This window comes from Labrenzia sp. PO1, assembly GCF_012273635.1.
In the GTDB taxonomy this organism is placed as follows: domain Bacteria; phylum Pseudomonadota; class Alphaproteobacteria; order Rhizobiales; family Stappiaceae; genus Roseibium; species Roseibium algicola.
In genome coordinates this window covers 34,326-59,525 of sequence record NZ_JAAXCR010000004.1, presented here as the reverse complement: position 1 = coordinate 59,525, position 25,200 = coordinate 34,326, and the positions used below count along the sequence as shown (strand labels likewise).

General features: G+C 61.4%; 27 protein-coding genes. 14 read left to right on the top strand and 13 right to left on the bottom strand.

Annotation, left to right across the window (positions count from 1 at the left end):
* Nucleotides 1-102 precede the first annotated feature (102 nt).
* Nucleotides 103-891 (top strand): class III extradiol ring-cleavage dioxygenase, encoded by a 789-nt coding sequence (locus HCG46_RS20345; RefSeq protein ID WP_023002340.1) that lies wholly within the window; start codon nt 103-105, stop codon nt 889-891.
* A 134-nt stretch (nt 892-1,025) separates the two neighbouring features.
* Here the strand turns inward: HCG46_RS20345 and coaBC are convergent, their stop codons facing one another.
* On the bottom strand, nt 1,026-2,252 hold the full coding sequence (gene coaBC / locus HCG46_RS20340; protein ID WP_023002338.1) for a bifunctional phosphopantothenoylcysteine decarboxylase/phosphopantothenate--cysteine ligase CoaBC: 1,227 nt from the start codon (nt 2,250-2,252) through the stop codon (nt 1,026-1,028).
* A 36-nt stretch (nt 2,253-2,288) separates the two neighbouring features.
* Nucleotides 2,289-3,512 carry a penicillin-binding protein activator gene (locus HCG46_RS20335; RefSeq protein ID WP_023014453.1) on the bottom strand — a complete coding sequence of 408 codons (1,224 nt, stop codon included), beginning with the start codon at nt 3,510-3,512 and terminating at the stop codon, nt 2,289-2,291.
* 189 nt (nt 3,513-3,701) lie between these two features.
* On the opposite strand from HCG46_RS20335, the gene rsmI reads away from it, so the two are divergent.
* The 4 genes from rsmI (at nt 3,702) to HCG46_RS20315 (ending at nt 6,762) form a co-directional block, all read left to right on the top strand.
* On the top strand, nt 3,702-4,616 hold the full coding sequence (rsmI, locus tag HCG46_RS20330) for a 16S rRNA (cytidine(1402)-2'-O)-methyltransferase (RefSeq protein ID WP_168687244.1): 915 nt from the start codon (nt 3,702-3,704) through the stop codon (nt 4,614-4,616).
* Entirely contained in the window at nt 4,616-5,020 is a 405-nt protein-coding gene (locus HCG46_RS20325; RefSeq protein ID WP_023002335.1) for a YraN family protein, read from the top strand. Before rsmI ends, HCG46_RS20325 begins: the two co-directional genes overlap by 1 nt.
* Before the next feature lie 369 nt (nt 5,021-5,389).
* A complete protein-coding gene (gene gshB, locus HCG46_RS20320; protein WP_023002334.1) occupies nt 5,390-6,334 on the top strand; it encodes a glutathione synthase in 945 nt (314 codons plus the stop codon).
* A 98-nt stretch (nt 6,335-6,432) separates the two neighbouring features.
* Complete coding sequence (locus HCG46_RS20315) at nt 6,433-6,762, top strand: hypothetical protein (protein ID WP_023002333.1); 330 nt, start codon at nt 6,433-6,435, stop codon at nt 6,760-6,762.
* A 541-nt stretch (nt 6,763-7,303) separates the two neighbouring features.
* On the opposite strand, the gene hppD is transcribed toward HCG46_RS20315, so the two are convergent.
* Complete coding sequence (gene hppD / locus HCG46_RS20310) at nt 7,304-8,416, bottom strand: 4-hydroxyphenylpyruvate dioxygenase (RefSeq protein WP_023002332.1); 1,113 nt, start codon at nt 8,414-8,416, stop codon at nt 7,304-7,306.
* A gap of 127 nt (nt 8,417-8,543) precedes the next feature.
* Between hppD and HCG46_RS20305 the strand changes: the two genes are divergently transcribed.
* Nucleotides 8,544-9,011 carry an Lrp/AsnC family transcriptional regulator gene (locus HCG46_RS20305; protein WP_023002331.1) on the top strand — a complete coding sequence of 156 codons (468 nt, stop codon included), beginning with the start codon at nt 8,544-8,546 and terminating at the stop codon, nt 9,009-9,011.
* Nucleotides 9,012-9,015: 4 nt separating this feature from the next.
* Here the strand turns inward: HCG46_RS20305 and HCG46_RS20300 are convergent, their stop codons facing one another.
* Nucleotides 9,016-9,555 (bottom strand): hypothetical protein, encoded by a 540-nt coding sequence (locus HCG46_RS20300; RefSeq protein ID WP_145903837.1) that lies wholly within the window; start codon nt 9,553-9,555, stop codon nt 9,016-9,018.
* A gap of 151 nt (nt 9,556-9,706) precedes the next feature.
* Between HCG46_RS20300 and HCG46_RS20295 the strand changes: the two genes are divergently transcribed.
* Complete coding sequence (locus tag HCG46_RS20295) at nt 9,707-10,450, top strand: tellurite resistance TerB family protein (RefSeq protein WP_168687243.1); 744 nt, start codon at nt 9,707-9,709, stop codon at nt 10,448-10,450.
* A gap of 160 nt (nt 10,451-10,610) precedes the next feature.
* Here the strand turns inward: HCG46_RS20295 and HCG46_RS20290 are convergent, their stop codons facing one another.
* Genes HCG46_RS20290 through HCG46_RS20280 form a run of 3 tightly spaced genes read right to left on the bottom strand, consistent with a single transcriptional unit; the run spans nt 10,611 to nt 13,257 of the window.
* Complete coding sequence (locus HCG46_RS20290) at nt 10,611-11,678, bottom strand: TRAP transporter substrate-binding protein (RefSeq protein WP_235814946.1); 1,068 nt, start codon at nt 11,676-11,678, stop codon at nt 10,611-10,613.
* A 29-nt stretch (nt 11,679-11,707) separates the two neighbouring features.
* Nucleotides 11,708-12,031, bottom strand: coding sequence for a 2Fe-2S iron-sulfur cluster-binding protein (locus tag HCG46_RS20285; RefSeq protein WP_152505005.1), 324 nt, complete (start codon nt 12,029-12,031; stop codon nt 11,708-11,710).
* Nucleotides 12,032-12,081: 50 nt separating this feature from the next.
* Nucleotides 12,082-13,257, bottom strand: coding sequence for a cytochrome P450 (locus tag HCG46_RS20280; protein ID WP_168687242.1), 1,176 nt, complete (start codon nt 13,255-13,257; stop codon nt 12,082-12,084).
* A 149-nt stretch (nt 13,258-13,406) separates the two neighbouring features.
* Between HCG46_RS20280 and HCG46_RS20275 the strand changes: the two genes are divergently transcribed.
* Nucleotides 13,407-14,345 (top strand): LysR family transcriptional regulator, encoded by a 939-nt coding sequence (locus HCG46_RS20275; protein ID WP_168687241.1) that lies wholly within the window; start codon nt 13,407-13,409, stop codon nt 14,343-14,345.
* Between the two features lie 21 nt (nt 14,346-14,366).
* Here the strand turns inward: HCG46_RS20275 and HCG46_RS20270 are convergent, their stop codons facing one another.
* Nucleotides 14,367-15,470: a citrate synthase/methylcitrate synthase gene (locus HCG46_RS20270; RefSeq protein ID WP_168687240.1), complete on the bottom strand. Its 1,104-nt coding sequence runs from the start codon at nt 15,468-15,470 to the stop codon at nt 14,367-14,369.
* Between the two features lie 76 nt (nt 15,471-15,546).
* On the opposite strand from HCG46_RS20270, the gene HCG46_RS20265 reads away from it, so the two are divergent.
* Together HCG46_RS20265 and rsgA are read left to right on the top strand one after the other, a co-directional pair.
* Nucleotides 15,547-16,716: a citrate/2-methylcitrate synthase gene (locus tag HCG46_RS20265; protein ID WP_075284145.1), complete on the top strand. Its 1,170-nt coding sequence runs from the start codon at nt 15,547-15,549 to the stop codon at nt 16,714-16,716.
* Nucleotides 16,717-16,915: 199 nt separating this feature from the next.
* Nucleotides 16,916-18,010 (top strand): ribosome small subunit-dependent GTPase A, encoded by a 1,095-nt coding sequence (gene rsgA, locus HCG46_RS20260; protein WP_168687239.1) that lies wholly within the window; start codon nt 16,916-16,918, stop codon nt 18,008-18,010.
* A 107-nt stretch (nt 18,011-18,117) separates the two neighbouring features.
* On the opposite strand, the gene HCG46_RS20255 is transcribed toward rsgA, so the two are convergent.
* The 3 genes from HCG46_RS20255 to HCG46_RS20245 are packed head-to-tail and all read right to left on the bottom strand — an operon-like array spanning nt 18,118 to nt 19,661.
* Nucleotides 18,118-18,582: a GNAT family N-acetyltransferase gene (locus HCG46_RS20255; RefSeq protein WP_168687238.1), complete on the bottom strand. Its 465-nt coding sequence runs from the start codon at nt 18,580-18,582 to the stop codon at nt 18,118-18,120.
* A gap of 6 nt (nt 18,583-18,588) precedes the next feature.
* Entirely contained in the window at nt 18,589-19,434 is an 846-nt protein-coding gene (locus HCG46_RS20250) for an isocitrate lyase/phosphoenolpyruvate mutase family protein (protein ID WP_168687237.1), read from the bottom strand.
* Between the two features lie 47 nt (nt 19,435-19,481).
* Nucleotides 19,482-19,661, bottom strand: a complete 180-nt coding sequence (locus HCG46_RS20245; RefSeq protein ID WP_168687225.1) for a hypothetical protein — start codon at nt 19,659-19,661, stop codon at nt 19,482-19,484.
* Between HCG46_RS20245 and HCG46_RS20240 the strand changes: the two genes are divergently transcribed.
* Nucleotides 19,660-20,307, top strand: a complete 648-nt coding sequence (locus HCG46_RS20240) for an MSMEG_1061 family FMN-dependent PPOX-type flavoprotein (protein WP_209009555.1) — start codon at nt 19,660-19,662, stop codon at nt 20,305-20,307. The genes HCG46_RS20245 and HCG46_RS20240 overlap by 2 nt on opposite strands.
* Here HCG46_RS20240 and HCG46_RS20235 read toward each other — a convergent pair whose 3' ends face one another.
* Nucleotides 20,308-20,775, bottom strand: coding sequence for a DUF1203 domain-containing protein (locus HCG46_RS20235; protein WP_055660398.1), 468 nt, complete (start codon nt 20,773-20,775; stop codon nt 20,308-20,310).
* A gap of 100 nt (nt 20,776-20,875) precedes the next feature.
* Entirely contained in the window at nt 20,876-21,298 is a 423-nt protein-coding gene (locus tag HCG46_RS20230; RefSeq protein ID WP_023002317.1) for a GNAT family N-acetyltransferase, read from the bottom strand.
* Nucleotides 21,299-21,535: 237 nt separating this feature from the next.
* On the opposite strand from HCG46_RS20230, the gene modB reads away from it, so the two are divergent.
* The 3 genes from modB to HCG46_RS20215 are packed head-to-tail and all read left to right on the top strand — an operon-like array spanning nt 21,536 to nt 25,197.
* Nucleotides 21,536-22,243 carry a molybdate ABC transporter permease subunit gene (modB, locus tag HCG46_RS20225; RefSeq protein WP_055660401.1) on the top strand — a complete coding sequence of 236 codons (708 nt, stop codon included), beginning with the start codon at nt 21,536-21,538 and terminating at the stop codon, nt 22,241-22,243.
* The gene (modC, locus tag HCG46_RS20220; RefSeq protein WP_168687235.1) at nt 22,236-23,357 is read left to right on the top strand and encodes a molybdenum ABC transporter ATP-binding protein; all 1,122 of its coding nucleotides are present in this window, start codon (nt 22,236-22,238) and stop codon (nt 23,355-23,357) included. The genes modB and modC overlap by 8 nt, the downstream gene beginning before the upstream one ends.
* Nucleotides 23,358-23,400: 43 nt before the next feature.
* The gene (locus HCG46_RS20215; RefSeq protein ID WP_168687234.1) at nt 23,401-25,197 is read left to right on the top strand and encodes an ATP-binding protein; all 1,797 of its coding nucleotides are present in this window, start codon (nt 23,401-23,403) and stop codon (nt 25,195-25,197) included.
* Nucleotides 25,198-25,200: the final 3 nt, after the last annotated feature.

Genomic DNA, 25,200 nt, shown 5'->3' with positions numbered 1-25,200 from the left:
GTTCACATGTGTCGAACGAGCCTTCTTCCCTTTCTGGTCTAATCCTTCCGGTCGAATAGCTTATCTTCTCGGGTAGAAACAATTCTCCCGAGGAGTGGTCCCATGACGGCTACACCAAACCGTATTTCGCCCGTCTTTTTTGCTCACGGTGCGCCAACCCTGGCACTTGAAGACACCGCTGCCAGCCGGTTCCTGAAGAGTTTTGCCGCAAGCCAGCCACGCCCCAAGGCAATCCTGATCCTGTCCGCGCATTGGGAAACAGACGGTTTGAAACTGTCGGCGCCGGGACCGCTGCGGACCTATCATGACTTCCGCGGTTTCCCGCGCCCGCTCTACGAGATCTCCTATCCCGCAAAGGCCGATGTGGATCACGTCGACGAAGCGGCACGCCTTTTGGAAGCTGCCGGCCACGATGTGGAACTCGACAGTCACTGGGGGCTTGATCACGGCGCCTGGGTGCCGCTGTCGCTTGCCTATCCGGATGCCGACATTCCGGTCGTGGCGATGTCGCTGCCGCACGGCAGCACGCCCGCATCCGTCTATGCGCTCGGCCAGGCGCTGGCACCGCTCAAGGACAAGGGCGTGTTGCTGGCAGGGTCCGGCAGCACCACGCACAACCTGCGTGAATTCGGGCCGCAAGGCTCGCCAACGCCTGTGTGGGCGTCTGATTTCGACCGCTGGCTGGACGATGGCCTCAAGTCCGGATCGATCGGATATTTCGACGATATCCAGAGCGCTCCGAACTTTCGCCGCAACCACCCGACGGACGAGCACCTTCTGCCGCTGTTCTTCGCCTTTGGCGCAGGCGGAACGGATGCAAAGGCCCAGCTTCTCCATAGAAGCTACGAGTACGGTTCCATCAGCATGAGCTACTTCCGCTTCGCAGCCTGACCAGCCCCATCGACCGCCCTTGCTCCGGCAGGGGCGCAGGCTTGCAGAACGGTTTCGGTGAAACAAGGCAGAAAGCTGCCGGTCAGAAGCACCAGCCCTTCATCGCGTAGGTTTGTGAAATTGTTTGGCTCAGCTCAGTCCGAGCCGAGCGCCTCGGCTGCGCGGGCGATGATCCTGCGGGCTACCTCACCCTTGTCCATTTCCGGCCAGTCTTCGACGCCGTCACGGCTGACGACGCGAATGGTGTTGGCGTCGCCGCCCATGATGCCTGTCTGCGGACTGACGTCGTTCGCGATGATCCAGTCGGCCTTCTTGCGTTCCAGCTTGCCACGAGCATTGTCGATCAGGTTTTGCGTCTCGGCGGCAAAGCCGATCAGCAACTTTGGCCTCAGGTCCGGATGATGACCGACAGTCGCCAGAATGTCCGGGTTTTCCGTCAGCTCCAGCGCGGGCGGTTTGCCGGTCCCATCCTTCTTGATCTTCTGGGCCCCCTCGCTTGCGACACGCCAGTCGGCGACGGCGGCGGCCATGATGGCGATATCCGCCGGCAGATTGCCTTCCACCGCCTTTAGCATCGCGGAAGCGGACTCCACGTGGATGACGTGGATATTGGCCGGGTCCGGCAGTGTTACCGGGCCGGACACCAGCGTTACCCGAGCGCCCGCTTCATAGGCGGCGCGGGCCAGCGCATGGCCCTGCTTGCCGGAAGACCGGTTGGCAATGTAGCGGACGGGGTCGATCGGCTCATGGGTCGGGCCTGAGGTGATCAGAACATGTTTTCCGGCAAGCGGCAGACTGCCGGCCCGGATCGCCTCTTCCCGCAGCACGGCCTCGGCAGCTGCCACGATCTCCAGCGGCTCGCTCATCCGGCCGGTGCCGGCTTCGCCCCTTTCCGCCATTTCGCCGGATGCTGGGCCGCAAAAGGCAATTCCACGCGCCTTGAGTATCGTCCGGTTCCGCTTGGTCGCCTCATGCTGCCACATCTTCGGGTTCATGGCAGGAGCAACCAGAACAGGCTTGTCGGTTGCCAGCAGAACCGCTGTCGCCAGATCGTCGGCAATCCCGTGGGCCATCTTGGCCATCAGATCGGCGGTGGCAGGCGCTATCAGGATCAGGTCGTGGTCGCGGGCCAGGCGGATGTGGCCGACGTCGTGCTCGGCCTGCCGGTCGAACAGGTCGGTGAAGACGGTTTCCGCGGCCAGAGCCCCGGCAGCCAGAGGCGTGATGAATTCTTGCGCGCCTTTCGTCATCACCGGGATCACCCGGGCGCCGCGTTCCTTCAGCCTGCGGATCAGGTCAAGGGACTTGTAGGCAGCGATACCGCCGCTGATGATCAGGACGATCTGTTTGCCGCTCAGCATCTTAACTCAGCACTCCTAGGGTGTCGGCGGATAAGATCAGAATCCGGTGCGGAAATCCCGTGGTGCCGGAGAAATCACCTGTGTGCCCTGCCCGGTGATCTGGTAGACGGCAAGGCCCCGCTGGTTGAGGCCATTGGATTGGAAGCGGAACAATCCGTCAATGCCGATGAAGCCATCGCGGTTGGTGATGATGTTCTGCTGGAAGCGCTGCTGTCCGGCGGAGCGGATCAGGCCCGCGGCCAGCGTGACACCGTCATAGACCAGGCTGGCATTGCGCGGCGGTGCGGAGCCATAGATGCTCTGGTAGCGTTGGGCAAAGGCCAGGAAACCCTTGTCCTCCGGCCCGGCGAACCAGGCACCGGCAAGCACCGGGTTGTTCTTGACCTGGGGAGAGTCCCACTGTCCGGTCCCGAGCAATTTCACATTGCCCAGATTGGCGCCCTGGCTGACCAGGGTCTGCACGACAACTGCCGGCACACCGCCCCCGGCCGGTACGAACAGGGCGTCTGCATTGTTCAGAACCGATTTCAGCGCCGTGGTCTTGGCAACAAGATCGGATGTGTCCGATCCGTTCATGGAATAGCGCTGGATCGATGCGATCCTGCCTGCTCCGCGGCCGACTTCCTGGCGGAACGCCGCCTCGACGATTGCACCATAGGAGCCTTCGGGGATCAGGGCGGTATAGGAATGTCTCTTCTGGCTGTTGGCATAGCCAACGACCCGTTTCACGTCGCTTTCCGGCAGGAAGCTGAGCAGATAGACGCCCCGGGATGCGACGGAGGTGTCGGTAGAGAAGGCAATGACCGGAACGCCGGTTGCCCGCGCAGCCTGCGCAGCGCCGGATACCGCTGGTGAGAACACCGGGCCAAGGATCAGTTCCGCGCCTTCCGAAATCGCAGCCTGCGCTGCCGCGCGTCCGCCTTCGGACGTGCCGCCGGTATCTTTCACCAGCAACTGCACATCCGCGCTCGGGAAGTTCTGCAGCGCCAGAGAGGCGGCGTTCTTGAAAACCGTACCGATGGAGGCATTGCCGTCGGAGCTTGCCAATGGCAACAGCAATCCGATGCGCACCCCGCCCGTGCCGATGATTTCACCAGTCGGTTGCGGCTGGGCACTTGGCTGGATCTGGTCACCCGGCAGAGAACCGAGCGTGGACCCCATGCAGCCACCCAGCAACATCGTGCTGGCTCCAGCCAGCGCCGTTTTCAAGAAAACACGTCTGTGCTGTTGCACGATGTCGCCCCGTCTTGCACTTGCCATATTTGTTGGTTCACCCTTTGGGAAAGACTTACGTATTCGCTACAGGCCTGTAAAGATTTAGTGGCCTTTCAATGGCATATCGGCCCGATCAACGGTGGATTTGCCTTGCATCGGTTGTATTGAAAGGCTAGCGCAAGGGCGCAAACGGGGCCGATGCTGCAATTCGCGGCGGACAAGAGGAAAGGCGACATGGTCAAGGAAACAGCCGGGCCGGCTGCGGACAAGAACCGCTACAGCCTCTCCGAAAATGTCTTCACTGCACCCAATCTGGAACCCGCGCTCTACATCGTCTCCACGCCGATCGGCAACCTCGGCGATATTACCGTCAGGGCCCTGGAAACGCTTGCTGCAGCAAGCGTAATCGCTTGCGAGGATACGCGGGTCACGGCAACGCTCACCCAGCGGTTTTCGCTGAAAACGCCGCTTCTCCCGTATCACGAACACAATGCCGACAAGCAGCGGCCGAAGATCCTGGAAGCTCTGGCGGAAGGCCGCGCCGTGGCGCTGGTGTCCGATGCTGGCACGCCCCTGGTTTCCGACCCGGGCTACCGGCTGGTGCGTGATGTGGTCGCAGAAGGGCATAAAGTCATCCCGATCCCCGGTGCGTCGGCCCCGCTGGCTGGCCTTGTCGCCGCGGGTCTGCCGAGCGATACGGTGCTTTTCGCCGGCTTCCTGCCTCAAAAGGGAGGCCCGAAGTCCCGGCGGCTGGAAGAGCTGGCCAAGGTGCCTTCGACGCTGATTTTCTTTGAATCGCCCCACCGCACCGCCGCGACCCTGGCGCTGATGGCGGAACTGCTCGGCCCCGGCCGCGAAGCCGTCGTCGCGCGCGAGCTGACCAAGCGGTTCGAAACCTTCGAGCGTGGCACTCTGGAAGATCTGGGCACCCGGTTCGAGGGCCGGCAGGTCAAGGGTGAAATCGTCATTCTCGTCGGTCCGCCGGAAGACAAGCCGGAAGCCGAGGTGGACGATCTGGATGCCTTGCTGAGTGAGGCACTCACCGAAATGCCGGTCAGTGCCGCGGCCAAGAAAATCTCAAAAGCGACGGGGCTTGACCGCAACGAGGTCTATAAGCGCGCGCTGGAACTGAAGGCGGACGACGCCTGATGGCACGTCGTCCCGGCGGAGCCGGAAGGCAACCGGCAGAAACCGATCGCCGCCGCCGGGCACATGCCCTGGGCCTTTCTGCCGAAACCCTTGCCGCCTGGTACCTGCGCCTCACCGGCTGGCGCATTCTCAAACGCCGCTACAAGACAAAGGCTGGCGAGATCGATCTCATCGCCAAGCGGCGCAAGACAGTCGCCTTCATCGAGGTCAAGGCCCGCAAATCGCGGCAGGCGGCGCTGGAAGCCGTCACGCCCGCCAGCCAGAAGCGCATCTCGCGTGCCGCGAAGATCTTCGTCACGGAACACCCCAAGGCCGGGTTCTTCACCCTGCGCTTCGATATTATCGTCGTCCGGCCCCGCGCCTTGCCCGAGCGGATCGTGAATGCGTTTCAGGCCTGGGAGTAGTTCGGGGCGCAATTTTTCGGCTGCCGAGAAAATTCACCTTCGGCGTCACGCCGGACAAGCGCAGCGCAGATCCGGGGCTTGCTCGCTGACCCGCTTGCTCACAGTGGTCTCAATGTCCCGAATGTTTGCGCCACCTTGCGAGCGCTCTTGAAACGAGCAGGCCCCGGGTCTCCCGTCGGTCGCCGGGGTGACGCTGACTATGGCCGAGAGACTTCACCTCATTTGCCGGTCTCTGGAATGACGGGAACCGAACTCGGATCCTTCTGACCTCCCCCTCTGGACAAAGCCGACTGCGCACCGCATATCTGGACCAATCGTTCTGAAAATCCCAAAGGCGCTCAAGCGGCGCCGCCCGCCGGGAGTTGCCTCATGGCTTTGAAAGTTGCGGTCCAGATGGACCATGTTTCGTCCATCAACATTGCCGGCGACAGCGCCTTCGCAATGATGCTGGAAGCACAGTCTCGCGGACATGAACTTTATCACTACACGCCCGACCGTCTGGCGATGCGCGGTGACGAAGTGTTCTGCGCGCTGGAGCCGATCGAAGTGCGCGATGTGAAGGGTGATCACTTCACATTGGGTGAAAAGAGCCGGTTCAACATGCGCGAGATGGACGTGGTGCTGATGCGCCAGGATCCGCCGTTTGACCTCTCCTACATCGCCGCGACCCACATTCTGGAAAAGATCCATCCGGACACTCTGGTGGTCAACGATCCTGCAGCCGTTCGCAACGCGCCGGAAAAGCTGTTCGTGACCGAATTCGCCGACCTGATGCCGCCGACCCTGATCACCAAGGACAAGTCGGAAATCGATCTGTTCCGGAAGGAATACGGCGACATCGTCATGAAACCGCTGTTCGGCCATGGTGGCGCGGCCGTCTTCCGCATCACCCAGGACGACCTCAACTACGGTTCGCTCTACGACTTCTTTGCCGCGACCTTCCGCGAGCCCTGGGTCATCCAGCAGTTCCTGCCCAATGTGAAGCACGGCGACAAGCGCATCCTGCTGGTTGATGGCCAGTTCGCCGGTGCGGTCAACCGCGTTCCGGCCGCGGGCGACCTGCGCTCCAACATGGTGCGGGGCGGTGCGCCGACCGACAGTGAGCTGACCGAGCGCGAACGCGAGATCTGTGCGCGCCTCGGGCCTTCGCTGAAGGAGAAGGGCCTGATCCTGGTGGGGATCGATGTCATCGACGGCAACCTGACAGAAATCAACGTCACCGCCCCCACAGGCATCCGCGCCATCCGCAATCTCGGCGGACCGGATGTGGCTGGCATGGTCTGGGACGTGCTGGAAGCGAAGGTGAAGGGCTGAGCAGCCCTTCCCGCCAGCCAGTTCGAATATCCGCTTGACCTCAATTTAAGTTGAGGTTGTAGAGCTTTCTCTCCTTTCAAATCCCAAGGAGAAAAGGCATGAAATCGGACACGGAATCCCGGCCTATCTACCGCGTCGACCGCTTTGAAGTGCCGCTCGAGGCACGAGACGTTCTGCTGGAACGGCTCAATGTCATTCGCGGCCTGCTTCAGAACATCGAAGGGTGCCGCCAGAACCTTGTGCTTGAGCAGCCTTCCGGCGAGGGGATGGCAAAATTCGTCACCTTTGTCGAATGGCAGAACGAAGAGGTCTTTCTGGAGGCAAAAGCCCGGATTGCCGATGAATACCGCAAGGTCGCGTTCGACCCGCAGGCCTTCCTGAAGCAAATCGGTGCAAAGGCGGTCATGGCGAACATGAACGCTGTCTGATGTCTGACGGTACGAAAGGGAATACCCGCATGCGGAGGTCGCGCGTACCGCCCGCGCCAAGGCAAAAAAAACCTCCGCATGGGGGTGCGGAGGTATAAAGAGTTTGTGCTTAGACAATGCAACAGAGGGCCTACTCGGCAGCCTCTGTATGTAAAACCCGTTCCACATGGAATCGTTCCTTGGAAAAACGTGATTCACGTGAAATTTTTCAAGTTTCTACTTCAGGGTGTCGTTATCGTATTGAAAAGACGGGATTAATCCGGCCAAGGACGCTCAAGATTTTTTTCCATTGATACCCGCTGAAACCCCGGATCGCGCTGTCAGCGAGGCGCAACACCCGGAAATGGCGTGACTTTTCGTGCTCCCCCGGGGCATGTCGCTTGGCAGGGCGGCCACTCCTTCGGGCCGTGCAAACAAGATCAAGTTCTGAGCCAGGTCCGGGCTTTGCTGCATCGGAAAAAGAAAAATCTGGACCGCAGGGCAAAACAAAGGCCGCTTTCCCGAAGGACAGCGGCCTTTCAGAAGCAACCTGCAAGTGGGATTATTCGGCTGCTTCAGTCTTGATGACGCCGCGGCGGATCTGGTCTTCCTCGATCGATTCGAACAGGGCGCGGAAATTGCCTTCGCCAAATCCTTCGTCACCCTTGCGCTGGATGAACTCGAAGAAGATCGGGCCGATCACGGTCTTGGAGAAGATCTGCAGCAGGATCTTGGTCATGCCGCCGTCGATCACACCCTCACCATCGATCAGGATGCCGTGGCGCTTCATCCGCTCGATCGGCTCGTCGTGGCCGTTCACCCGGGCATGGGACATCTCGTAATAGGTTTCCGGCGGGCCGGGCATGAATTTCAGGCCGTTGTCCGCCAGAAGGTCCGTGCTCTGGTAGATGTTGTCCGTGCCGACAGCAATGTGCTGGATGCCTTCGCCGTTGTACTTCTTCAGGTATTCCTCGATCTGGCTGGTATCGTCCTTGGATTCGTTCAGCGGAATACGGATCTTGCCGCAAGGGCTGGTGATCGCGCGGCTGACGAGACCGGTGATCCGCCCGTCGATGTCGAAGAAATGGATCTGCTTGAAGTTGAACAGGTCGCGATAGAAGTCCCACCACTTGTCCATGTTGCCGCGATAGACGTTGTGGGTGAGGTGGTCGAGATAGTAGAAGCCGACGCCCTGCGGCTTGGGGTCGAACTCGCCCAGCCAGTTGAATTCCCTGGAATAGGCCGAGCCTTTGGCGCCGTAGGTATCCACAAAATAAAGCAGCGAGCCGCCGATGCCGACAATTGCCGGAACGTCCAGGGTCTTGTCGTCGCCTTCATAAGGCGTCGCGCCTTTGGCAACCGCATGCTCGAACGCCTTTTGCGCATCGACGACGCGCCAGGCCATGGCAGGCGCGCACGGGCCGTGCGTGTCCACGAACTTCATGCCGAAGCTGCCCGGTTCGGCATTCAGCACATATGTGACGTCACCCTGGCGATAGAGCGTGATGTTCTTGCTCTTGTGCTTTGCAACGGGGAGGTAGCCCATCTTGCGGAACAGTTCGTCCAGCTTTTCCGGTTCCGGATGGGCGAATTCGACAAATTCGAAGCCATCGGTCCCTGCCGGATTTTCAGACGTGATCTGTGCCGGCGGCGCGTCGTGCGGGAACGGTCCCATGAAAGTCCTCCTCGGTAAAACGGGTCATTGCAGCCAGAATGCCGTGAAGGGCGCGCAGTGTGTGTGCAATCCACGTGTTTTCGCGTAAGATGATGCACGAAACATGCAGGATATTTCGGAGTGACGCATGACCATTGCGCTGGATGGCTTTGATGTGAAGTTGCTTGCCGCCTTGCAGAACAATGCCGCCCTCACCAATGCCGAGTTGGGTGACGTGATCGGCCTGTCCGCAAGCCAGGTTTCCAGGCGGCGGCAGAAACTGGAAGAAGCGGGTATCATCCGCCGGTATCGGGCGGCACTGGATCCGGAAGCCCTGGGTCTGATGGTGACGGCCTATGTCGGCGTGACGCTTGGCGCGCATTCCAGGGAAAACGCCCGCAAGTTCCGCAACATGGTGACCGCCATGCCGGAAGTGCAGGAGGCCCACACGCTGACCGGCGATGTCGATTACATGCTGAAGATCGTGGTGCCGGACCTGAAGGCGCTCAGCCACATCATCAACGACGAGCTACTGCCTCAGGAGGCGGTCCATCATGTGCGCTCGTCCATTGCCATGGAAACCTTGAAGGACGACAATCTGCTGCCGCTGAAATGACCGCTCAAAGCCCCAGCCAGCCCATGAGATCGGTCCAGAAATCCTTGCGCAGGCCTTTGAGATCCGGTGCCGGGTTGCCGTATGGGTCCGCCAGGCAGACATCGGAAAACCCGGTCTTGCCCGAGAGAAGACATCGCTCCGGTTCACAGGTGATCGTGTCGGAGAGATAGATCCGTTTTCCCGCAAAGGTCTTGAATGCGAGTTCCGGTTTGTCCTGCCTTGTTCCCGAGGTGAACACATAGGTCGGAAACTCGCTGCCGCGCGGCTGGCCACGGTCCTGGATCGCATGGATGTACAGCAGGCTTCCGGGCGCGTCTTCACGCGAGCAGCCCTTGATGTTGAAGGCATAAAGATTGCCGGTCGTGCTTTCGCCTGCATCGGCAAGCGTGCGCGAATAGGCGCTCAGCAGATCCTCCTGCCAGATCTTGCGGTAGGTATCGGCCTCGTCGTTCAGCGACAGGGCATGCGCACTCCCGCTCCCCAAAGTCCCGGCGATGAGGCAGCATCGTAGGGAAAGACTGCGGACTGAGGCGAGGAAGTTCAAGATTGTTCTCGTTGTTGCCTGTAAGACAAGCATTGTGGATTGGAGAAGTGTGACCGAGTGTAACGCAAACTTGCGTCCCTTGCAGAAAATCCCATTTGATAGTGCAACCGTGATTTAAACCGCTTCACGCGGCAATTTTAAGGAGCCGAATATGTTCGACGCAAAATCCTTGCTGGATCAGTTTCTGGGGACCCAGGGCGGTGGTCAATCCGGCCAGCGCGGGACTGCCCGCAAGGGTGGATCCGGTGATCTCCTGTCCCAGGGCAAGGATTTTCTGTCGTCCCAGGGTGGCGGTCTGGCACTCGGCAGCCTGGCCGGTCTCATGCTTGGCAGCAAGAGCGGACGCAAGCTCGGCAAGAAGGCAGTCACCTACGGCGGCCTCGCACTGGTTGCCGGCCTTGCCTACAAGGCATACCAGGGCCACAAGGCCAATCAGCAGAACGCGCCGCGCCCACAGTATCCGGCCGATGATCCGATCCCGCTGGAAGGACCGCGCGGCACCGCCTTCGATCCGTGTGAGCATCCGGGCGGCGAACATCAGGCCGCAATCGCTTTGTTGACGGCAATGATCTCCGCCGCAAAGGCCGACGGTCATATTGATCGCGACGAACAGGACCGGATTTTCGACAAGATCGACGAGGCCGGACTGGACAGCGAGGCGAAGGCGTTCCTGATGGACGAATTGCGCTCGCCGCTTGATCTGGACAAGGTCGTGGCCAGTGCAACCTGTGAGGAGACTGCGGCCGAAATATACGCCGCGTCGCGTCTTGCCATCGATCCGGATCATCCGGCGGAAAAGGCCTACCTGCAGATGCTCGCTGCCCGGCTTGGTCTGGAGGACGGCCTCGTTCAGGAGATCGAATACGCCGTTCGCGAAGCGCAGATGGCGGGATGACCATCAGTAAAGCGTAAATAAAATCGGGCGTCCCGTGACCACAGATCACGGGACGCCCTGAATAACCGGCACATGCCGCGCGGCCGTCGAAAAGGCAAGCCGCGAAGCGAGCCTAAAGGCACGCAGCCCTGTGGGGGAGCCGCACACCACCCCTGGCCGGCTATTTCCCGGTGTTCTCCTCGATCAGCTCGATGGCGCGATTGTAAAGCCCTGTGCCGTCCATGCCTTTTTCGTCCATTTCGGCCACCCATTTTTCAATCGTTGGTGCCGAGGCTTCCTTCCAGCGGGCAACTTCTTCCGGTGGAAGGACAATCATCGTCGCCCCCTTCTCGATCGCTTCGTCGCGAGGTTTGGCATCGTCCCGCTGCATCTGGCCACCTGCGAATCCGGACAGTTCAAGACCGGAGTTCTTGTCGATGATCGCCTTCAGGTCGTCGGGCAGTCCGTCATAGGCTGCCCGGTTCATGCCCAGCACGAAGGTTGCCGTGTAAAGAGCATCGTCACCGAAGTCCGTGTGGTTGCTGACGAGTTCGTTGATCTTGAGCGCGCCGGTCACCTCCCACGGCACAACGGTGGCATCGATAACGCCCTTGGACAGGGCTTCCGGAACCGCCGGTACAGGCATGCCGACAGGTGTTGCCCCGAGTGAACTGAACATGTCGTTGGTCACCCGCGTCGGGGCCCGCAGCTTCACGCCGTTCAGGTCGTCGAGCGAGTCGATCGGGTCCTTGGAGTGGATCAGCCCGGGTCCATGCACCCAGAGCCCCAGAACCTTCATGTCCTTGAAGTCCTGGTCCAGCATGGTTTCTTCCGCCAGTTGCCAGAAGGCACGCGACACGGCCTCGGCATTGGTCATGACGAAGGGCAGTTCGAAGACTTCCGTCCTTGGAAAGCGGCCGGGCGTATAGCCAGGCAAGGTCCAGACGATGTCCGCGATGCCGTCGATGGCCTGGTCGACCAGTTCCGGCGGCTTGCCGCCAAGCTGCATGGCGGGGAAATGCTGGAACTCGATCCGCCCGCCCGATTCTTCCTCGATCCTGGCCATCCACGGTTCAAGGATGTTCTTCGGCACACTGGCTTGCGCCGGCAGCATCTGGTGCAGCCGCAGCGTGACCTCCGCTGCCACGGCCTGGCCCGCCGTAAGGCTCAGTGAAAGCGCGGCCACGGCAACCGCTCCCACGGTGAGCGCACCTGCGGCCACCGATCTCATCATCCGGTACTTCGACATGGTTTCCTCCCTTGTTCGAAATCGTTTCCTCACGCCTGCTCGTCCGGCAGATGCACCACCAGTCCGTCGAGCGCACCGGTCAGCCTGATCTGGCAGGACAGGCGGGATGTTTCGCGCAAGTCGGCGGCCGCGCATTCCAGCATGATTTCCTCGCCGTCCGTGCGCGCGCCGGTCTTGTCGCTCCACGCCTCGTCCACGTAGCAATGGCAGGTGGCGCACATCATCGCGCCGCCGCATTCGGCAAAGATGCCGTCGACCCCATGGCTGACAGCCGTTTCCATGACGCTCGCCCCTTCGCTCGCTTCTATGGTCTTCCGGCTGCCGTTCGGCTGGACGAAGGTGATCTGCACCATGCGGTTTTCCTTTCAGCCGGCTCTGACCCGGCCCGGTTGGTTTCTTTTTGTCAGCTCAGTTTGACGGGCAGGTTCAGGGGCCCACGGAAACCGAAACCGCTCCAAACAACGTCTTCGGGCTTGTCCAGCTTCATGCCGGGGAACCGTTCGAACAGCATCGGCAGCATGATTTCCCCGACAGTCCGCCGCGAGATATGGGCGCCGGCACAATGGTGCGGGCCGCTGCCGAAGGCCTGATGCGGCGCTTTCTTTCGAAAGACGTTGAAGGATTCGCCGTCTTCGTAGAGATCCTCGTCGCGATTGGCCGAGGCCTGGATGGTCATCAGCGTCACGCCTTCGGGAATGTCGATGCCGTCGATTTCCAGATCCCGCGTCGCCCGGCGAGACGACGCCTGGATCGGCGCGACCCAGCGGACACCTTCCTCGAATGCATCCGCCCAGGCGTCCTGCCGCTTCACTTCCTCAAGCTGGTCCGGATTGGTCAGCAGGCCATAGATGATGGTTGCCAGCGCATCGCGCGGCTCGTTGATGCCGCCACCGATGGCAATCTTGATGTTGGCGTAGATCTGGCTTCTGGGGATCGGGTCTCGGGCATTCAGCATGACGGAGAACGCGGAGTTGTTGGGCTCTGCCAGATGCCGGGCAATCAGGCTGTCGAACACGGCATCCATTTCGGCATTGGCCGCATCGGACCGGGCAAACGGTTCATCCGCGAAGCCGAAATTGCCGGCGCCGTCGATCAGCACCTGCGACCAGCGCTGCATGTCGGCGTCGCCGACTTCGTCGAGACCCAGGATGTGCGCGAGGATCCGTGCCGCCACCGGTCCGCAAAGGTCAGTGAAAAGGTCGACCGTTTCGCCTCGTGGCAGCCGGTCGAGATACTCCGCGGCAATCTTGCGGTAGAGATCGGCCCAGTCTGTCTTGATGACCTTGGGCGAGAAAGCCGGCTGCATGGCCATGCGCTCGCGCCGGTGTTCCTCGCCGTCCTTGCGCATCAGCGTGTGGGCCAGAAAGGCGCGCCGCATCGGTGTGACAGGATCGTCCGAACTGTAAAGCTCGGGATCGTCCTTCACCATCTTGGTGTGTTTCGCCTTGGTCAGAAAGATACGGTTTGCCGCCGGAACCTGAACGATCGGCGTTTCGGCCCGCATCCGCTTGTAGATCGGATAGGGGTCGCGCGTCAGGTCCGCAAGCGTCAGCGTTTCGTCGACAGGTGCGACCGCCATCTGCCTTCTCCTCCCAAATCCGGCACTGACGGCAGGTTAAGCGGGCAGAATAAAATCAGGCAATACGATTGACTTTATAGTTGTCATCGAATTTTTTGATTTTACAAATCGTGGCGAGTGTTCTTGCCGGATCCGGGGGGAAATTGCCGATGCCGGGCGATCCGTTGGAAGTCGATTTTCGGGCGCTGCAGGTCTTGGTCTGGGTGCACCAGCTCCGTTCGTTCACGCGTGCGGCGGAAGAACTCGGCGTCAATCAGTCAGCGGTCAGCTACACGATCAACAAGCTGCGGGACGTGTTTCAGGATCCGCTGTTCGTCCGCCAGGCTCGTCGGCTCCACCCGACACAACGCTGCGAAGATATCGTCCATCAGGCCAAACGGTTGACGGCCGAGTTCCGGCAACTGGTCGCTCCGCCGGATTTCGATCCGAAGACGGCGGCGCAGACCTTCACTATCGCCTGCAACTTCTATGAACGCGTGCTGATCATTCCGGAAATCGTTCATTTTCTGAAGCGCGAAGCGCCCAACCTGGACCTGGAGATCATCGATGCGTCGGGGATCGGTCACGAGCGCCTGCTGCGCAATGAGGCGGATCTCCTGCTTGGTCCGTTCGAACGGTCGGACCCGCATTTCTACAGGCGCGACCTCTATCAGGATCGCTACGTCTGCCTGCTCGATCCGGAGCATCCGAAAGCCGGAGCGGCACTGAGCCTGGACGATTATCTGGATCTCGACCATGTGCTCGTCACCTACGGTGGTCAATGGCGGTCGCGCTACATCATCGAGCTTGAGCGCATGAACAAGGACTTGAAAGTCGCCCTGCGCGTGCCGAGCCCGGCCGGGCTGGAGCGTCTGGTCGCGGGATCGAACCTCGTCGCCACGGTGCCGGAACGGCTGTCCAGATCAGTTGCGGATGGACTTCATGTGGTTCCCTGCCCGGTGGAAACGTCGGTGACGATCAGCCTCGTGTGGACCACGCTCAACCACCGCGCACCGCTGCACATGTGGGTGCGCGACATGGTCTACCGGTTGAACACACGAACCCGGAAGGCGGATGATCCGTCTTCCGGGCTGGGTATCTCGCGGTAACAAGCTTTCAGCTGGTCTCCGTCATGCGGGGCTCGGTCCCACATAATGCGACGATGGCCGGATCAACTTGCCGGTTTCCTGCTGTTCCAGAACATGGGCGCACCAGCCCGGTGTCCGGCCGACGGCAAACAGCGGCGTGAACAGGGTCCGGTCGATGCCGATCGCGTCCAGCAGGACGGCGGTATAGAACTCCACGTTGGTTTCCAGCGGGCGGTCGGGCTTGGCAGTTTTCAGTGCGGCAAGCGCTGCCTGTTCGATCTCCTCCGCCAGACGCACTTTCGGGTTGTCAGGCCCAAGCAGGCGCAGCCCTGCCTTCAGGACGTCCGCGCGCGGATCCCTTGTCCTGTAGATCCGGTGACCGAATCCCATCAACCTCTCCTTGCGTGCCAAGGCTTCGCCGATCCAGGCAGCTGCGTTTTCCGGACTGCCGATAGCATCGATCATGTCCAGCACAGGGCCTGGCGCGCCGCCATGCAGCGGCCCGCTGAGGGCGCCCATCGCACCAAGAACGGCCTGTTTCAGGTTCGCCTGGGTCGAGCCGATCACGCGTGCCGTGAAGGTGGAAGCGTTCAGCCCGTGATCCAGGATTGTCACCAGATAGCGATTGAGCGCGGCGGCATGGTCGGCAGGTGGCAGCGCGCCCGTCAGCATGCGCAGAAGATCGGTTGCGGTCTCCAGGGTGCTGTCCGGTGCGATCGGCGTCTGTCCCCTGGCAATCCGGTGAGACGCAGCCAGAAAGACGGGCAATGCGCCGCTGATCGCAATCGCGTCGGGCAAGCCGGTGGACATCGGTAAGGCAGCCAGGCCCAGCTGCATGCGTTCATAAACGCCGAGGCTGGAAGGGGCAGCTTCAAGAACCGGCATGACGGCAAAGGCGGCCCGCCGGGCTTCACCGAAAGCCTCACGCAGGGACGAGGCCTCAGGCATCTGGAAATCCTGCCACAGATGCCGGACGGCCTCCTCGAAGCTCAGCTTGCCGGCCAGATCTTCGATGTGGCGGCCATAGAGGATGAGGACACCCTTTTGGCCGTCGACATGGCTGAGCATGGTGGTGGCGGCAACAACGCCCTCCAAACCGGCTATCGGGTCCGGCGTCATCCGGGCGGGGTTCGGCGCTTCGGTCATGGCTATCTCCTTTTCTTTCCCGGTCAGATAGAAAGAGAAGATTGCATTGATCAATGTTGATAATTAAAATCAATGTATGAGCAAGCCGATCTACCTGTCCGCCCGAGAAGCCGCTGCCGAACTTGGTGTTCAGCCCGCGACTCTCTACGCCTACGTCAGCCGGGGGCTGATCAATTCCGTTGCCGGCCCGGGCAAGCAGCGCCGCTACGACGCGGTGGATGTGCGCCGCATGAAAGGCCGCAAGGCTGCCGACGACTACTCCGGTGCTCGGCCCTTGACCGGCGACCCGGTGCTTGAAACCGAACTGACGCTGATTTCGGAAGCCGGTCCGGTCTATCGTGGCCGGCCGGCGGTCGATCTGGCGCAAACCTCCACGCTTGAAACCGTGGCGACCCTGCTCTGGGCGTCGCAGGAAGACCCGTTTGCCGAAAGCGCTCCATTGCCCCCGCCCAACCTGCCGGAAGGGCTTGCGCCGCTGGACCGGCTGATGGTCGCCCTTGCCGCCTGGCCGCTGCAGGACAAGGCGGCCTACACCCAGGCACCCAAGCTTCTGCAGGTGAAAGGCGCTGCCCTGCTGCGCTACGCGGTTGCAGCTCTCCTCAACGCAGATCCGGTCGACGTGCCGATCCACACGCAGATTGCCAACGCTTTCGGCGTGTCGTCTTCGGCGAAGAACGTGATCCGGGCGGCGCTGATCCTGTGTGCCGATCACGAGCTCAACACCAGTGCCTTCGCGACGCGCTGCGCTGCCTCCACCCGGGCGCCCCTTCACGCGGCGCTCATTTCCGGTCTGGGGGCCTTTGCCGGTCCGCGCCACGGTGCTGCATCCGACAGGACAACGGCATGGCTGTCCGATGTCGGGCCGGACACCGACATAGAAACCCTGCTTTCGGACCGGTTGAGCCGGGGCGAGCCCCTGCCCGGCTTCGGTCACACAATCTACCGGGGTCCGGATCCGCGCGCCGCTTGCCTGCTCGACGTGCTTTACCGCAGCGAGCCCGCGCATCCCTTCGTTCAGCGTCTGCCGGGTTTGATTACGGTTGCGCGTGACCTGTTTGGCGAAGCGCCGAACATCGATCTTGCCCTGGCGGCCACACAAAAGACCTATGACCTGCCGAAGGACGCCGGCAAGATCATCTTCTGCGCTGCCCGCATGACCGGATGGATCGCTCATGCACTGGAGCAATATGCGGCGCCGGAACAGATCCGGCCTCGGGCCGCCTATGTCGGCGAGCGACCGGAATAAGCCTGGTCACATCTGCGGGATGCTTGTATCGGGGCGTCTTTGCGACTACTTGTAACGGGCACCTTCGAGGTGCGTCCCATGGAGATTGGATGTCAGAGATTGCGTGAGCAGGCTCTCTGAAGATCAGAGAGCCTTGAATACATGAACCGGTGCCTTGGCGGGCGCCTGATGACGTGTGTTTAATTCACGAGACAATCCAATGGTACGGAACTATTCCGACTTTTTTCCCGCACGCCCCGGAAACGATGGGCCGGACAAAAACACTTCACGGCTTCTTTCACTTGGCTGGCGGCCCTATTTTGCACAACAGATCAGCTCCGACGAGCTGACGGCAACACCGCCCGTCCGTGTTGTCGAGGTCCATCGAAACGCGTTTCACGTGGTCGGCGAAGGGCTTGACGAAGTGATCCTGCCTGTCAGGAACGCCACGGTAGGCGACTGGTTGCTGCTGGACCGCGCTCATCCGCCATCAAGCCGGGTGCTGGAGCGGCAGAGCCTGCTCAAGCGCCGTGCACCCGGAACCGATCGACAGATCCAGCTGATCGCAGCCAACATCGACACGGTGTTCGTGGTGTCTTCCTGCAATCAGGACTTCAATATCGCCCGGCTGGAGCGGTACATCGCCCTTGCTTTCGAGGCGGGTATCGATCCGGTGATCGTCCTGACCAAGTCGGATCTGGCGAGCGATCCGGAAAACTATGTCGATCTGGCTCGGACGATTTCGAATTCGGTTCCGGTCGTGACGCTGGACGCGCGCGGCGATGAGCCGGGCCTGAAACTCGCGGCCTGGTGCAAGCCGGGCAAAACAGTTGCCTTCCTTGGCTCTTCGGGCGTCGGCAAGTCGACGCTTACCAACGCGCTTTCAGGCACCGAGGACATAGCCACGCAGGCTATTCGCGAAGACGATGCCAAGGGCCGTCACACGACGACCCACCGGCAACTCCACGTGGTTCCAGGCGGCTGTCTGGTGCTGGATACACCGGGCATGCGTGAACTGCAGCTGACGGATGTGGCAGCCGGGATCGATGATCTGTTCTCGGATCTGAACGAACTGGCATCCCGTTGCCGCTTCACTGACTGCCGGCACGAGACGGAGCCCGGTTGCGCTGTTCAGGCCGCGCTGGAGGAGGGCACCTTGGAACCTGGCCGGCTGAACAGGTGGCGAAAGCTGAAGGCGGAAGAAGCCTTCAACTCTGCAAGTCTGGCGGAGCGCAGGTCCAAGGACCGGGCATTCGGCAAGATGGTTCGAAGTGTCATGAAGCAGAAGAAGCAGAAAACCTGGGGCTTGGAGTAGCGGGTCTGGAAGGCCAAGGCTTACGTAGCTGCTGACATCCGGGGCCGGGCTCTGCCTGGCCCCGGATCAATGCTTTCCAGCGCACCCGGAGTTGGCAAGCAGCTTGGTCACAAAGTCAGCCGCATGTGGACGATCCGCTTGTCGCCGCGCTGTTCCTGATGGGTTTCCGCGAAGCCCGCACGCTGGTACCAGGCCCGGTTTTCGGTCATGAGCACGTTGGTATAGAGCCGGATTTCGCTCAGCCCGATGTCCGCTGCCCGCCGCCGCGCCCAGTCGAGCAGCTGCCTGCCACGGCCCTTGCCCTGCTCTTCCGGATCAACGGCAATGCTTTCGATCAGGAGATGGTCCGGATGCCGGATCAGAACGAGGCTGGCGGCAAGAGAGTTGCCGGAGCGGAGCACCCAGACGTCGTCCTGCCGTATATGCGCGGCATAATCGGCGGTCATTGGCACGGGCACGGCGTTGATGACCGGGATATAATGCGCATAGGCCCGCCGGGCGAGTTCGGTCATTGCGACTGCATCACCCGGGTTCGCCAGGTCAAAGCCTTCGGAAACTTGTTGGGCGTCCATTACGGATCAGGGCCTTGTTTTCATGAAGGATTCGAAATCGGGAATTCCTTCCGGCATGGTTTCGGTCCTGTCGAAACAGCCGAACGTGCCACCGTCTTTCATGTCTTCGGCAGCAGCAATGAAGGCGCGGTAGGCAAGCCGTGCCAGACCTGCCCCGATGGAGACACGCGTAACGCCCATGTCGCCCAGTTCTTTGCGGGTCAGGTGGAAGTTCTTGCGCCCGGCCAGGACGTTCATCGGCGCTTTCACGGCGGCCAGAACGGCGGCAATCTGTTCCTTGTCGTTCAGCTCCGGTGCATAGACGCAATCGGCACCCGCCTCTGCAAAGGCGTTAAGGCGCTTGATCGTCTCGTCAAGTTCATGCTGCGTCTGGACGGGCCCTTCACTGCGGGCAGTCAGAACGAAATCCGGCGCCAGCCGGTTCTTGGCATCCACCGCCGCCTTGATCCGCTCCACCGCCAGCTCCAGATCGTAGTAGGGATGTTTCGGATCGGTCGTGTAATCCTCGATTGAGCAGCCGGCGAGGCCGACCTCGATCGCCCCCTTGACCGTTGCCACCACATCGTCCGGGCTGTCGCCGAACCCGTTCTCCAGGTCACCGTTCACCGGCACGCTGGTCGCGGCAATGATGTCGGCGGCATGTCCGAGCGCATCGTCGCGCGTGATCAGCCCTTCGGCATCCTTCACGCCTTGCGTCCAGGCATATCCGGCGCTGGACGTGGCCAATGCGTCAAACCGCAACCCGTCCAGAATGCGGGCTGTACCGATATCGAAGGGATTCGGCATCAGGAAAGCACGCCCTTTTTCGTGAAGAGCTTTGAAGGCGGCACGGCGTTTGGCTGCGGTCGGCATGGCCGGATCTCCCTTGAGGTGTATTTCGCAAAGACTACCGTTAAAGTTTAAATCGGCAATGCGATCCCTTTATGATGGGTGCGATGTTGCTCAGGTAAGATCCAGTTTAGCCAGAATCGGGGCGCCAGTTTGGAAAAACCGTGATTCCAGCGAAACGCCTTGTCTTTGCGTTCGCAGCGCCGTTTGATGGTGATAGCGCCAGCAGGCAGATCCAGGGAGGTTGCCATGCCGGAAGATCCCACGACACTTTCAGATTTCAACGACCCGATAACAACGGTTGACCAGCTCGAAGCCCATGCCGGAACCGCGCCCGAAAAGGTGAGGGTAAAGGAGATCAAGGCACTGGACGACCTGTGCAGGCAGTTCATTGCACGATCCCCCTTCTGCCTGATCGCGACGGTTGATCCGGAGGGCGTGATCGATGTGAGTCCCAAGGGGGACCCGGCCGGTTTTGTCACCGTCTTGAGCGACACATTGCTGGCGATCCCCGACCGTCCCGGAAACCGCCGCCTCGACAGCTACCACAATCTGCTGAAGGACCCGCGCGTCGGTCTTATTTTCCTGATCCCGGGCAAGGGCGAGACCTTGAGGGTGTCGGGCAGAGCCCGCATTGTTCGGGATGCCTGGTTGCTGGAGCGGACGCAGGTGGAGGGCAAACAGCCGGCGATGGCGCTGGCAGTGGAGATCACCCGGGCATTCATGCATTGCCCGAAGGCCATGGTCCGCTCGAAGATCTGGCAACCGGAAAGCTGGCGCAACGCTGATGACCTGGGCGACATCGGCGATGCGATGATCCGGCATGGCAAGCTGAAACAGACCCCGGAGGCGCTTCTGGAAGAAGCCACCTCCGAAGGCTTGCTCAGGCTTTATTGATCAGGTCCATGCGGTGCGTGAAACCCTTGCCGCGTAGCAGCCGCGGCGAGCAAAATGCAGGTGAATATAGTCGACTTGCGGATTGTCGAAGAACGTCCGGATGACGCCTTCCAGCTCGCGGCCTTCAACGACTTCCGCGTCGATCATCTCGTGGGCCCGGTTGAAGGCTCGTGCCGACAGCAGGCGCTTTGCCACGACTTCCGGGATCGTGTCCGGGTCCGGGTGGCTTTCCTTCGCGCCATCGGCGACAAAGATCGCATGCCGGGAGCGGTAGGGTGTTTCGCCAGGTTGATGTTCGAAATTGAGCAGGTAAACCCGGGTACCCGGGGCTGCATCGGCAAGTGACACACGGCAGGGAAACGCGCCGTCCGAAATGTGCACCTGAATGCCCTTCTGCGCGAGTTCCGTGTCACTCAGGCTGCTCAAATGTGCAAACTCGGTGGCGGGAAGAGGCTCGATCTGAAACATGGTGTTGTCTCCTCAATGGTTGTGAGAAGACCCTAGGCGGCGCAAAACGCCCAAACGACCCGATTTGCGAGCGGGAATATATTTTTGCGCTGCCGGTCTGTCAGGCCGGGTTTTTGACACCTGCCCGGCGTGCCATACCCAGGGAAACCGGCGCGGTTTCTTCAAAGCCGAATTGGGCATAAAGCGCATTGGCGGGAACATCGGCAATCAGGCTGACATAGGTCGAGGGGGGGAATGCGCTTTCGATATGGGCAGTCAGGGCTGCCATGATGCGCTTGCCAAGGCCCTGCCCCTGGTAGGCGGGCAAAACCGCGATATCCGTCACCTGGACAAAACAGCCGCCGTCACCAATGAGACGCCCCATGCCGATCGCTTCATCGCCGTCATAAAGCATCACGCAAAACAGGCTGTTCTTCAGCCCGATTTCCGCCGCGTCCCTGCCGTAGCCGCTCAGCCCGGAATCGACCCGCAGGCGCAAATAGGTATCGATGTCGGGGACCTGGGTCTTCAGCGAGATTGTCATGCAGTGTCCTGGAATCGGCTGCAACAAGGAGGGAACGCGACCCTAGCCGATCGCACCGGCGCTGGCCATCGGAATAGACATGCTCAAGCCGGACAAGGGGCTGTTGACCCCAGGCACGCTGCTTTGCATTGAAGGCTCAAGACAAACGACATCTTGCGTTCCTGCGGTGTTCTAACCGATAACGGCAGGTGGCTGAGAAAATTCGGCCGCGTATCGGAACGAGAAGACTGAGCAGACGTGGATTTTTTCAATCTCCAGCCCGGGGAATGGCAGGCCCTTCTCTTGACCCTCAAGGTCGCTTCTGCCGCCCTCGCTGTCGCGCTGCCGCTTGCCGTTCTGATGGCCTTCGTGCTTGCCCGCTACCGGTTCACCGGCCACGGCGCCGTCAATGCTCTTGTGCATCTGCCGCTCGTCTTGCCACCGGTGGTCACGGGCTACGTGCTGCTGCTGACCTTTGGCCGCAAGGGGCCGGTCGGATCGTTTCTGGACAGTGTCTTCGGTGTCACCTTCGCCTTCAATTGGACCGGTGCAGCGCTTGCTGCCGGTGTGATGGCTTTTCCGTTGATGGTCAGGCCGATCCGAATTTCCTTCGAAGCCGTGGACCCGAAACTGGAAGAAGCGGCCAAGTCTCTCGGTGCCCATCGCCTGACCGCCTTTCTGACGGTCACCCTGCCTCTTGCCCTGCCGGGCATTCTCGGTGGCGCGATCCTGGGTTTTGCAAAGGCCATGGGCGAATTCGGTGCCACCATAACCTTCGTCTCCAACATTCCCGGGGAGACAAGAACCCTGTCTCTGGCGCTCTATACCGCCACCCAGACCCCTGGTGGAGAACTGGCTGCCTTCCGCCTGACGCTGATTGCGGCCTTTGTCGCCTTCGCGGCGCTGATCGCCTCGGAAGCACTGGCGCGCCGATTGCGCGCGCGCATGGGGGGCGGTCATGCTTGATGTCGACATCACCGGCCGTGTCGGTCAACTCGATCTTGAAGCCCGGTTCAACAGCCGGGGCGGGGTGACATCGCTTTTCGGCCAGTCGGGCGCCGGCAAGACAACTCTCACCAACATGATCGCCGGGCTGATCAAGCCGCTCAGTGGACATATCACCGTCAACGGCACGACCCTCTTTGACGCGAACAAGAGTATCAACCTCTCGGTGCAGGCACGCAGGATCGGTCACGTCTTTCAGGATGCCCGGCTGTTTCCGCATCTTAGCGTTGCCTCGAACCTCACCTATGCGCGCTGGGCGGGCCGCAGGCCTGGGACCCGGGACATGGCCGAAGTGGTCGATCTGTTGGGGTTGGGCGGGCTCCTGGAGCGAAAGCCCGGAACTCTTTCTGGCGGCGAGAGGCAACGGGTGGCCATCGGGCGGGCGCTTCTGTCGGACCCGCGGCTCCTGATCATGGACGAGCCGCTGGCCAATCTCGATCAGGCGCGGCGAAACGACATTCTTCCGTATCTGGACCGTCTGTGCGTGGAGGCGGGAATCCCGATCCTCTATGTCAGCCATTCCATCGAGGAGGTGGCGCGCCTGTCCAACACGCTCGTGATCCTGTCGGATGGACGCACGCCCGCCTTTGGACCGGTAGCCGACATGCTCGCGCGGACCGATCTGGGCCGGGCAACCGGCCGTCACGAGGCCAGTGCGCTGCTGGAAGGTACCGTCACCAGATGTGACCCGGACTGGGGCCTGACCGATGTCGATATCGGCGGAGCCACACTGCAGATACCGGATATGGCAGCCGTGCCGGGCGATGCGGTGCGCCTGCGCATCCGGGCCAGGGACGTTGCCCTGGCGGTCAAGCCGCCTGAGGGCCTGTCCATCCGCAATGCCTTCGCGGCGACAATCCGCAGTATTTCAAGTGAAAGCGGTCCCTATGCGGAAATCCTTTGCTCCGTCAGCGGACAGGTGCTGCGTGCCCGCATCACCCGCGCGTCCGTTGCCGACCTTGATCTCCACACAGGCAAGGACGTCACGGTTCTGATCAAGAGCGTTGCCATCGACCGGCGCCAGCGTGCACCGGCCCTGTCGGACACGGCTACCGGGGAGGAATTCGCTGGATAAGGCTCCCGCTTCACGCGGCGCGCGGCTTGTTTATACTGACGCGATGTTGCGCAAGACCAAGCGCCGGACCTGGCGCAGGCTGAAGATCGGTATCGGAGCGGCGGCGATCCTGTCGACGGTCGCACTGATGTGGCTGACCGGGCTTGCCAGCTTGCGGATCACGCTTGCGGAGGTGGAAACCGGTGCGCGGGCCAATCTTGCGGTTCAGACAGCCGTTCTCGAAAGACTTCTCGACAAGTTCCGCCTGCTGTCGCCCCTGTTGGCACGTGGTCCGGATATCGGTCAGTTGCTGATGAGCACCGGCAGGTCTGGAGACCCTGGCATCGCCGCGATCGCTGCCGGCATGTCGGGCGCGGAAGAGATCTGGCTGATGGACAGGCAAGGCAATGTCGTGGTCTCCAGCCAGGGTGGTGTGCCGACGGGCTCCTTCGGCGGGGCGGAACGCATCGGACATGCCTTCGAACAGGCCCTACAGGGCCAGCTCGGCCGGCAGCTCATTCCCGGTACGCCAGAGGCCGCATCGAACTATGTCTTCGCCTCGCCGTTGCGCCGGGGCAGCTCCATCGTCGGCGTGATTGCCGTCCGGGTCAGTCTGGAAGACGTCGAGCAAGCCTGGGCACTCAGCAAGGAACCGCTGGTCGCGCTGGATGGCAGTGGCCGGATTGTGGTCACCAATGTTCCCGCATGGCGCGGCAAGCGGATGGACGAGCTTTCTGTCGGCCGGGATATCGCCGATATGTCGGTGGCGGAACGCATCGAGGTCCTGCTGCCGGCAACGCCGTCTCCCTACTATTACCTGCAATTGACGGAGAACTTGGCCGTTCTCGGCTGGCAGGTCAGAACGCTTGTGACGATCGAGGATGCCCGCCAGCGATCCGGCTGGGCCATGCTGGTCGCGCTTCTGGTCTGTGTGATCGCCGCCGGTGGTATCGCCATCCTGATTGTCAGGCGGGAAGAATTCGTGCGCCAGGAACGGCGCAACCGGGCGAGCGCGCTGCGCCTGGAGCGCCGTGTGCAATCACGGACTGCGGATCTTCGCCGCACCAACGTCCTTCTGGAACAGGAAGTGCGTGAGCGCGAACAGGCTGAAGCCGATTTGCGTCTGGCCCAGGCCGAACTCGTGCAGGCAGCCAAGCTGGCAACGCTCGGCCGGATGTCTGCGGCTCTCAGTCACGAGTACAACCAGCCACTGGCAGCTATCCGTTCCGATGCGGAAGTGGCAGGCATGCTGATCGAGCGGGGGCGTGCGGACGAAGCGCTCGGCAATCTCTCGCGGATCGAAGGCATGGTCAGCCGCATGGCCGAAATCGCCAAGACGCTGAAAGGCTTCACGCGCAAGTCGGGCACCGACATCAAGCCGGTGTCCCTGCGCCAGGTGATCGACGAGGCAACGCTTCTCTTGCAGCCACATATCAAGCAGAGCAAGGTGCGTCTCGATCTGGCGCTGCCGACAGAGGATATCATCGTCAAGGGCGGGCGCATCCGCCTGGAGCAGGTGGTCATCAATCTCCTGTCCAACGCACTGGATGCTGTCAGCGGCAACGCCGCATCGCTTGCCATGCCTGAAGTGCGGCTGGAACTGAGGCAGGAAGGCAGCGAAGCGGTGCTGACAGTCAGTGACAACGGCACAGGCATCGATGCCGATGTGCTGCCACAGATCTTCGACCCGTTTTTCACCACCAAGGATGTCGGCGCCGGGCTCGGGCTGGGCTTGTCGATTGCCTACAAGATCGTTCATGACTTTTCCGGATCGCTGAAGGCGGCGAATCGCGACGGTGGCGGTGCGGTGTTCACCATGCGCCTGCCGGTGGCCGATGAGCATGTCCTTGCAGCGGAATGAAAT

Bases quoted from the DNA above. Each gene is read 5' to 3' on its own strand.
- gshB (WP_023002334.1), top strand. From the start codon at position 5,390: ATGGCTTTGAAAGTTGCGGTCCAGATGGACCATGTTTCGTCCATCAAC.
- rsmI (WP_168687244.1), top strand. From the start codon at position 3,702: ATGGTCAAGGAAACAGCCGGGCCGGCTGCGGACAAGAACCGCTACAGC.
- HCG46_RS20325 (WP_023002335.1), top strand. From the start codon at position 4,616: ATGGCACGTCGTCCCGGCGGAGCCGGAAGGCAACCGGCAGAAACCGAT.
- HCG46_RS20235 (WP_055660398.1), bottom strand. From the start codon at position 20,775: ATGTTTCAGATCGAGCCTCTTCCCGCCACCGAGTTTGCACATTTGAGC.
- HCG46_RS20335 (WP_023014453.1), bottom strand. From the start codon at position 3,512: ATGGCAAGTGCAAGACGGGGCGACATCGTGCAACAGCACAGACGTGTT.
- HCG46_RS20275 (WP_168687241.1), top strand. From the start codon at position 13,407: ATGCCGGGCGATCCGTTGGAAGTCGATTTTCGGGCGCTGCAGGTCTTG.
- HCG46_RS20230 (WP_023002317.1), bottom strand. From the start codon at position 21,298: ATGACAATCTCGCTGAAGACCCAGGTCCCCGACATCGATACCTATTTG.
- HCG46_RS20290 (WP_235814946.1), bottom strand. From the start codon at position 11,678: ATGTCGAAGTACCGGATGATGAGATCGGTGGCCGCAGGTGCGCTCACC.
- HCG46_RS20250 (WP_168687237.1), bottom strand. From the start codon at position 19,434: ATGCCGACCGCAGCCAAACGCCGTGCCGCCTTCAAAGCTCTTCACGAA.
- HCG46_RS20305 (WP_023002331.1), top strand. From the start codon at position 8,544: ATGACCATTGCGCTGGATGGCTTTGATGTGAAGTTGCTTGCCGCCTTG.
- HCG46_RS20255 (WP_168687238.1), bottom strand. From the start codon at position 18,582: ATGGACGCCCAACAAGTTTCCGAAGGCTTTGACCTGGCGAACCCGGGT.
- HCG46_RS20285 (WP_152505005.1), bottom strand. From the start codon at position 12,031: ATGGTGCAGATCACCTTCGTCCAGCCGAACGGCAGCCGGAAGACCATA.
- coaBC (WP_023002338.1), bottom strand. From the start codon at position 2,252: ATGCTGAGCGGCAAACAGATCGTCCTGATCATCAGCGGCGGTATCGCT.
- HCG46_RS20245 (WP_168687225.1), bottom strand. From the start codon at position 19,661: ATGGCAACCTCCCTGGATCTGCCTGCTGGCGCTATCACCATCAAACGG.
- modC (WP_168687235.1), top strand. From the start codon at position 22,236: ATGCTTGATGTCGACATCACCGGCCGTGTCGGTCAACTCGATCTTGAA.
- HCG46_RS20240 (WP_209009555.1), top strand. From the start codon at position 19,660: ATGCCGGAAGATCCCACGACACTTTCAGATTTCAACGACCCGATAACA.
- HCG46_RS20215 (WP_168687234.1), top strand. From the start codon at position 23,401: ATGTTGCGCAAGACCAAGCGCCGGACCTGGCGCAGGCTGAAGATCGGT.
- HCG46_RS20295 (WP_168687243.1), top strand. From the start codon at position 9,707: ATGTTCGACGCAAAATCCTTGCTGGATCAGTTTCTGGGGACCCAGGGC.
- HCG46_RS20345 (WP_023002340.1), top strand. From the start codon at position 103: ATGACGGCTACACCAAACCGTATTTCGCCCGTCTTTTTTGCTCACGGT.
- rsgA (WP_168687239.1), top strand. From the start codon at position 16,916: ATGGTACGGAACTATTCCGACTTTTTTCCCGCACGCCCCGGAAACGAT.
- HCG46_RS20280 (WP_168687242.1), bottom strand. From the start codon at position 13,257: ATGGCGGTCGCACCTGTCGACGAAACGCTGACGCTTGCGGACCTGACG.
- HCG46_RS20315 (WP_023002333.1), top strand. From the start codon at position 6,433: ATGAAATCGGACACGGAATCCCGGCCTATCTACCGCGTCGACCGCTTT.
- HCG46_RS20265 (WP_075284145.1), top strand. From the start codon at position 15,547: ATGAGCAAGCCGATCTACCTGTCCGCCCGAGAAGCCGCTGCCGAACTT.
- hppD (WP_023002332.1), bottom strand. From the start codon at position 8,416: ATGGGACCGTTCCCGCACGACGCGCCGCCGGCACAGATCACGTCTGAA.
- HCG46_RS20270 (WP_168687240.1), bottom strand. From the start codon at position 15,470: ATGACCGAAGCGCCGAACCCCGCCCGGATGACGCCGGACCCGATAGCC.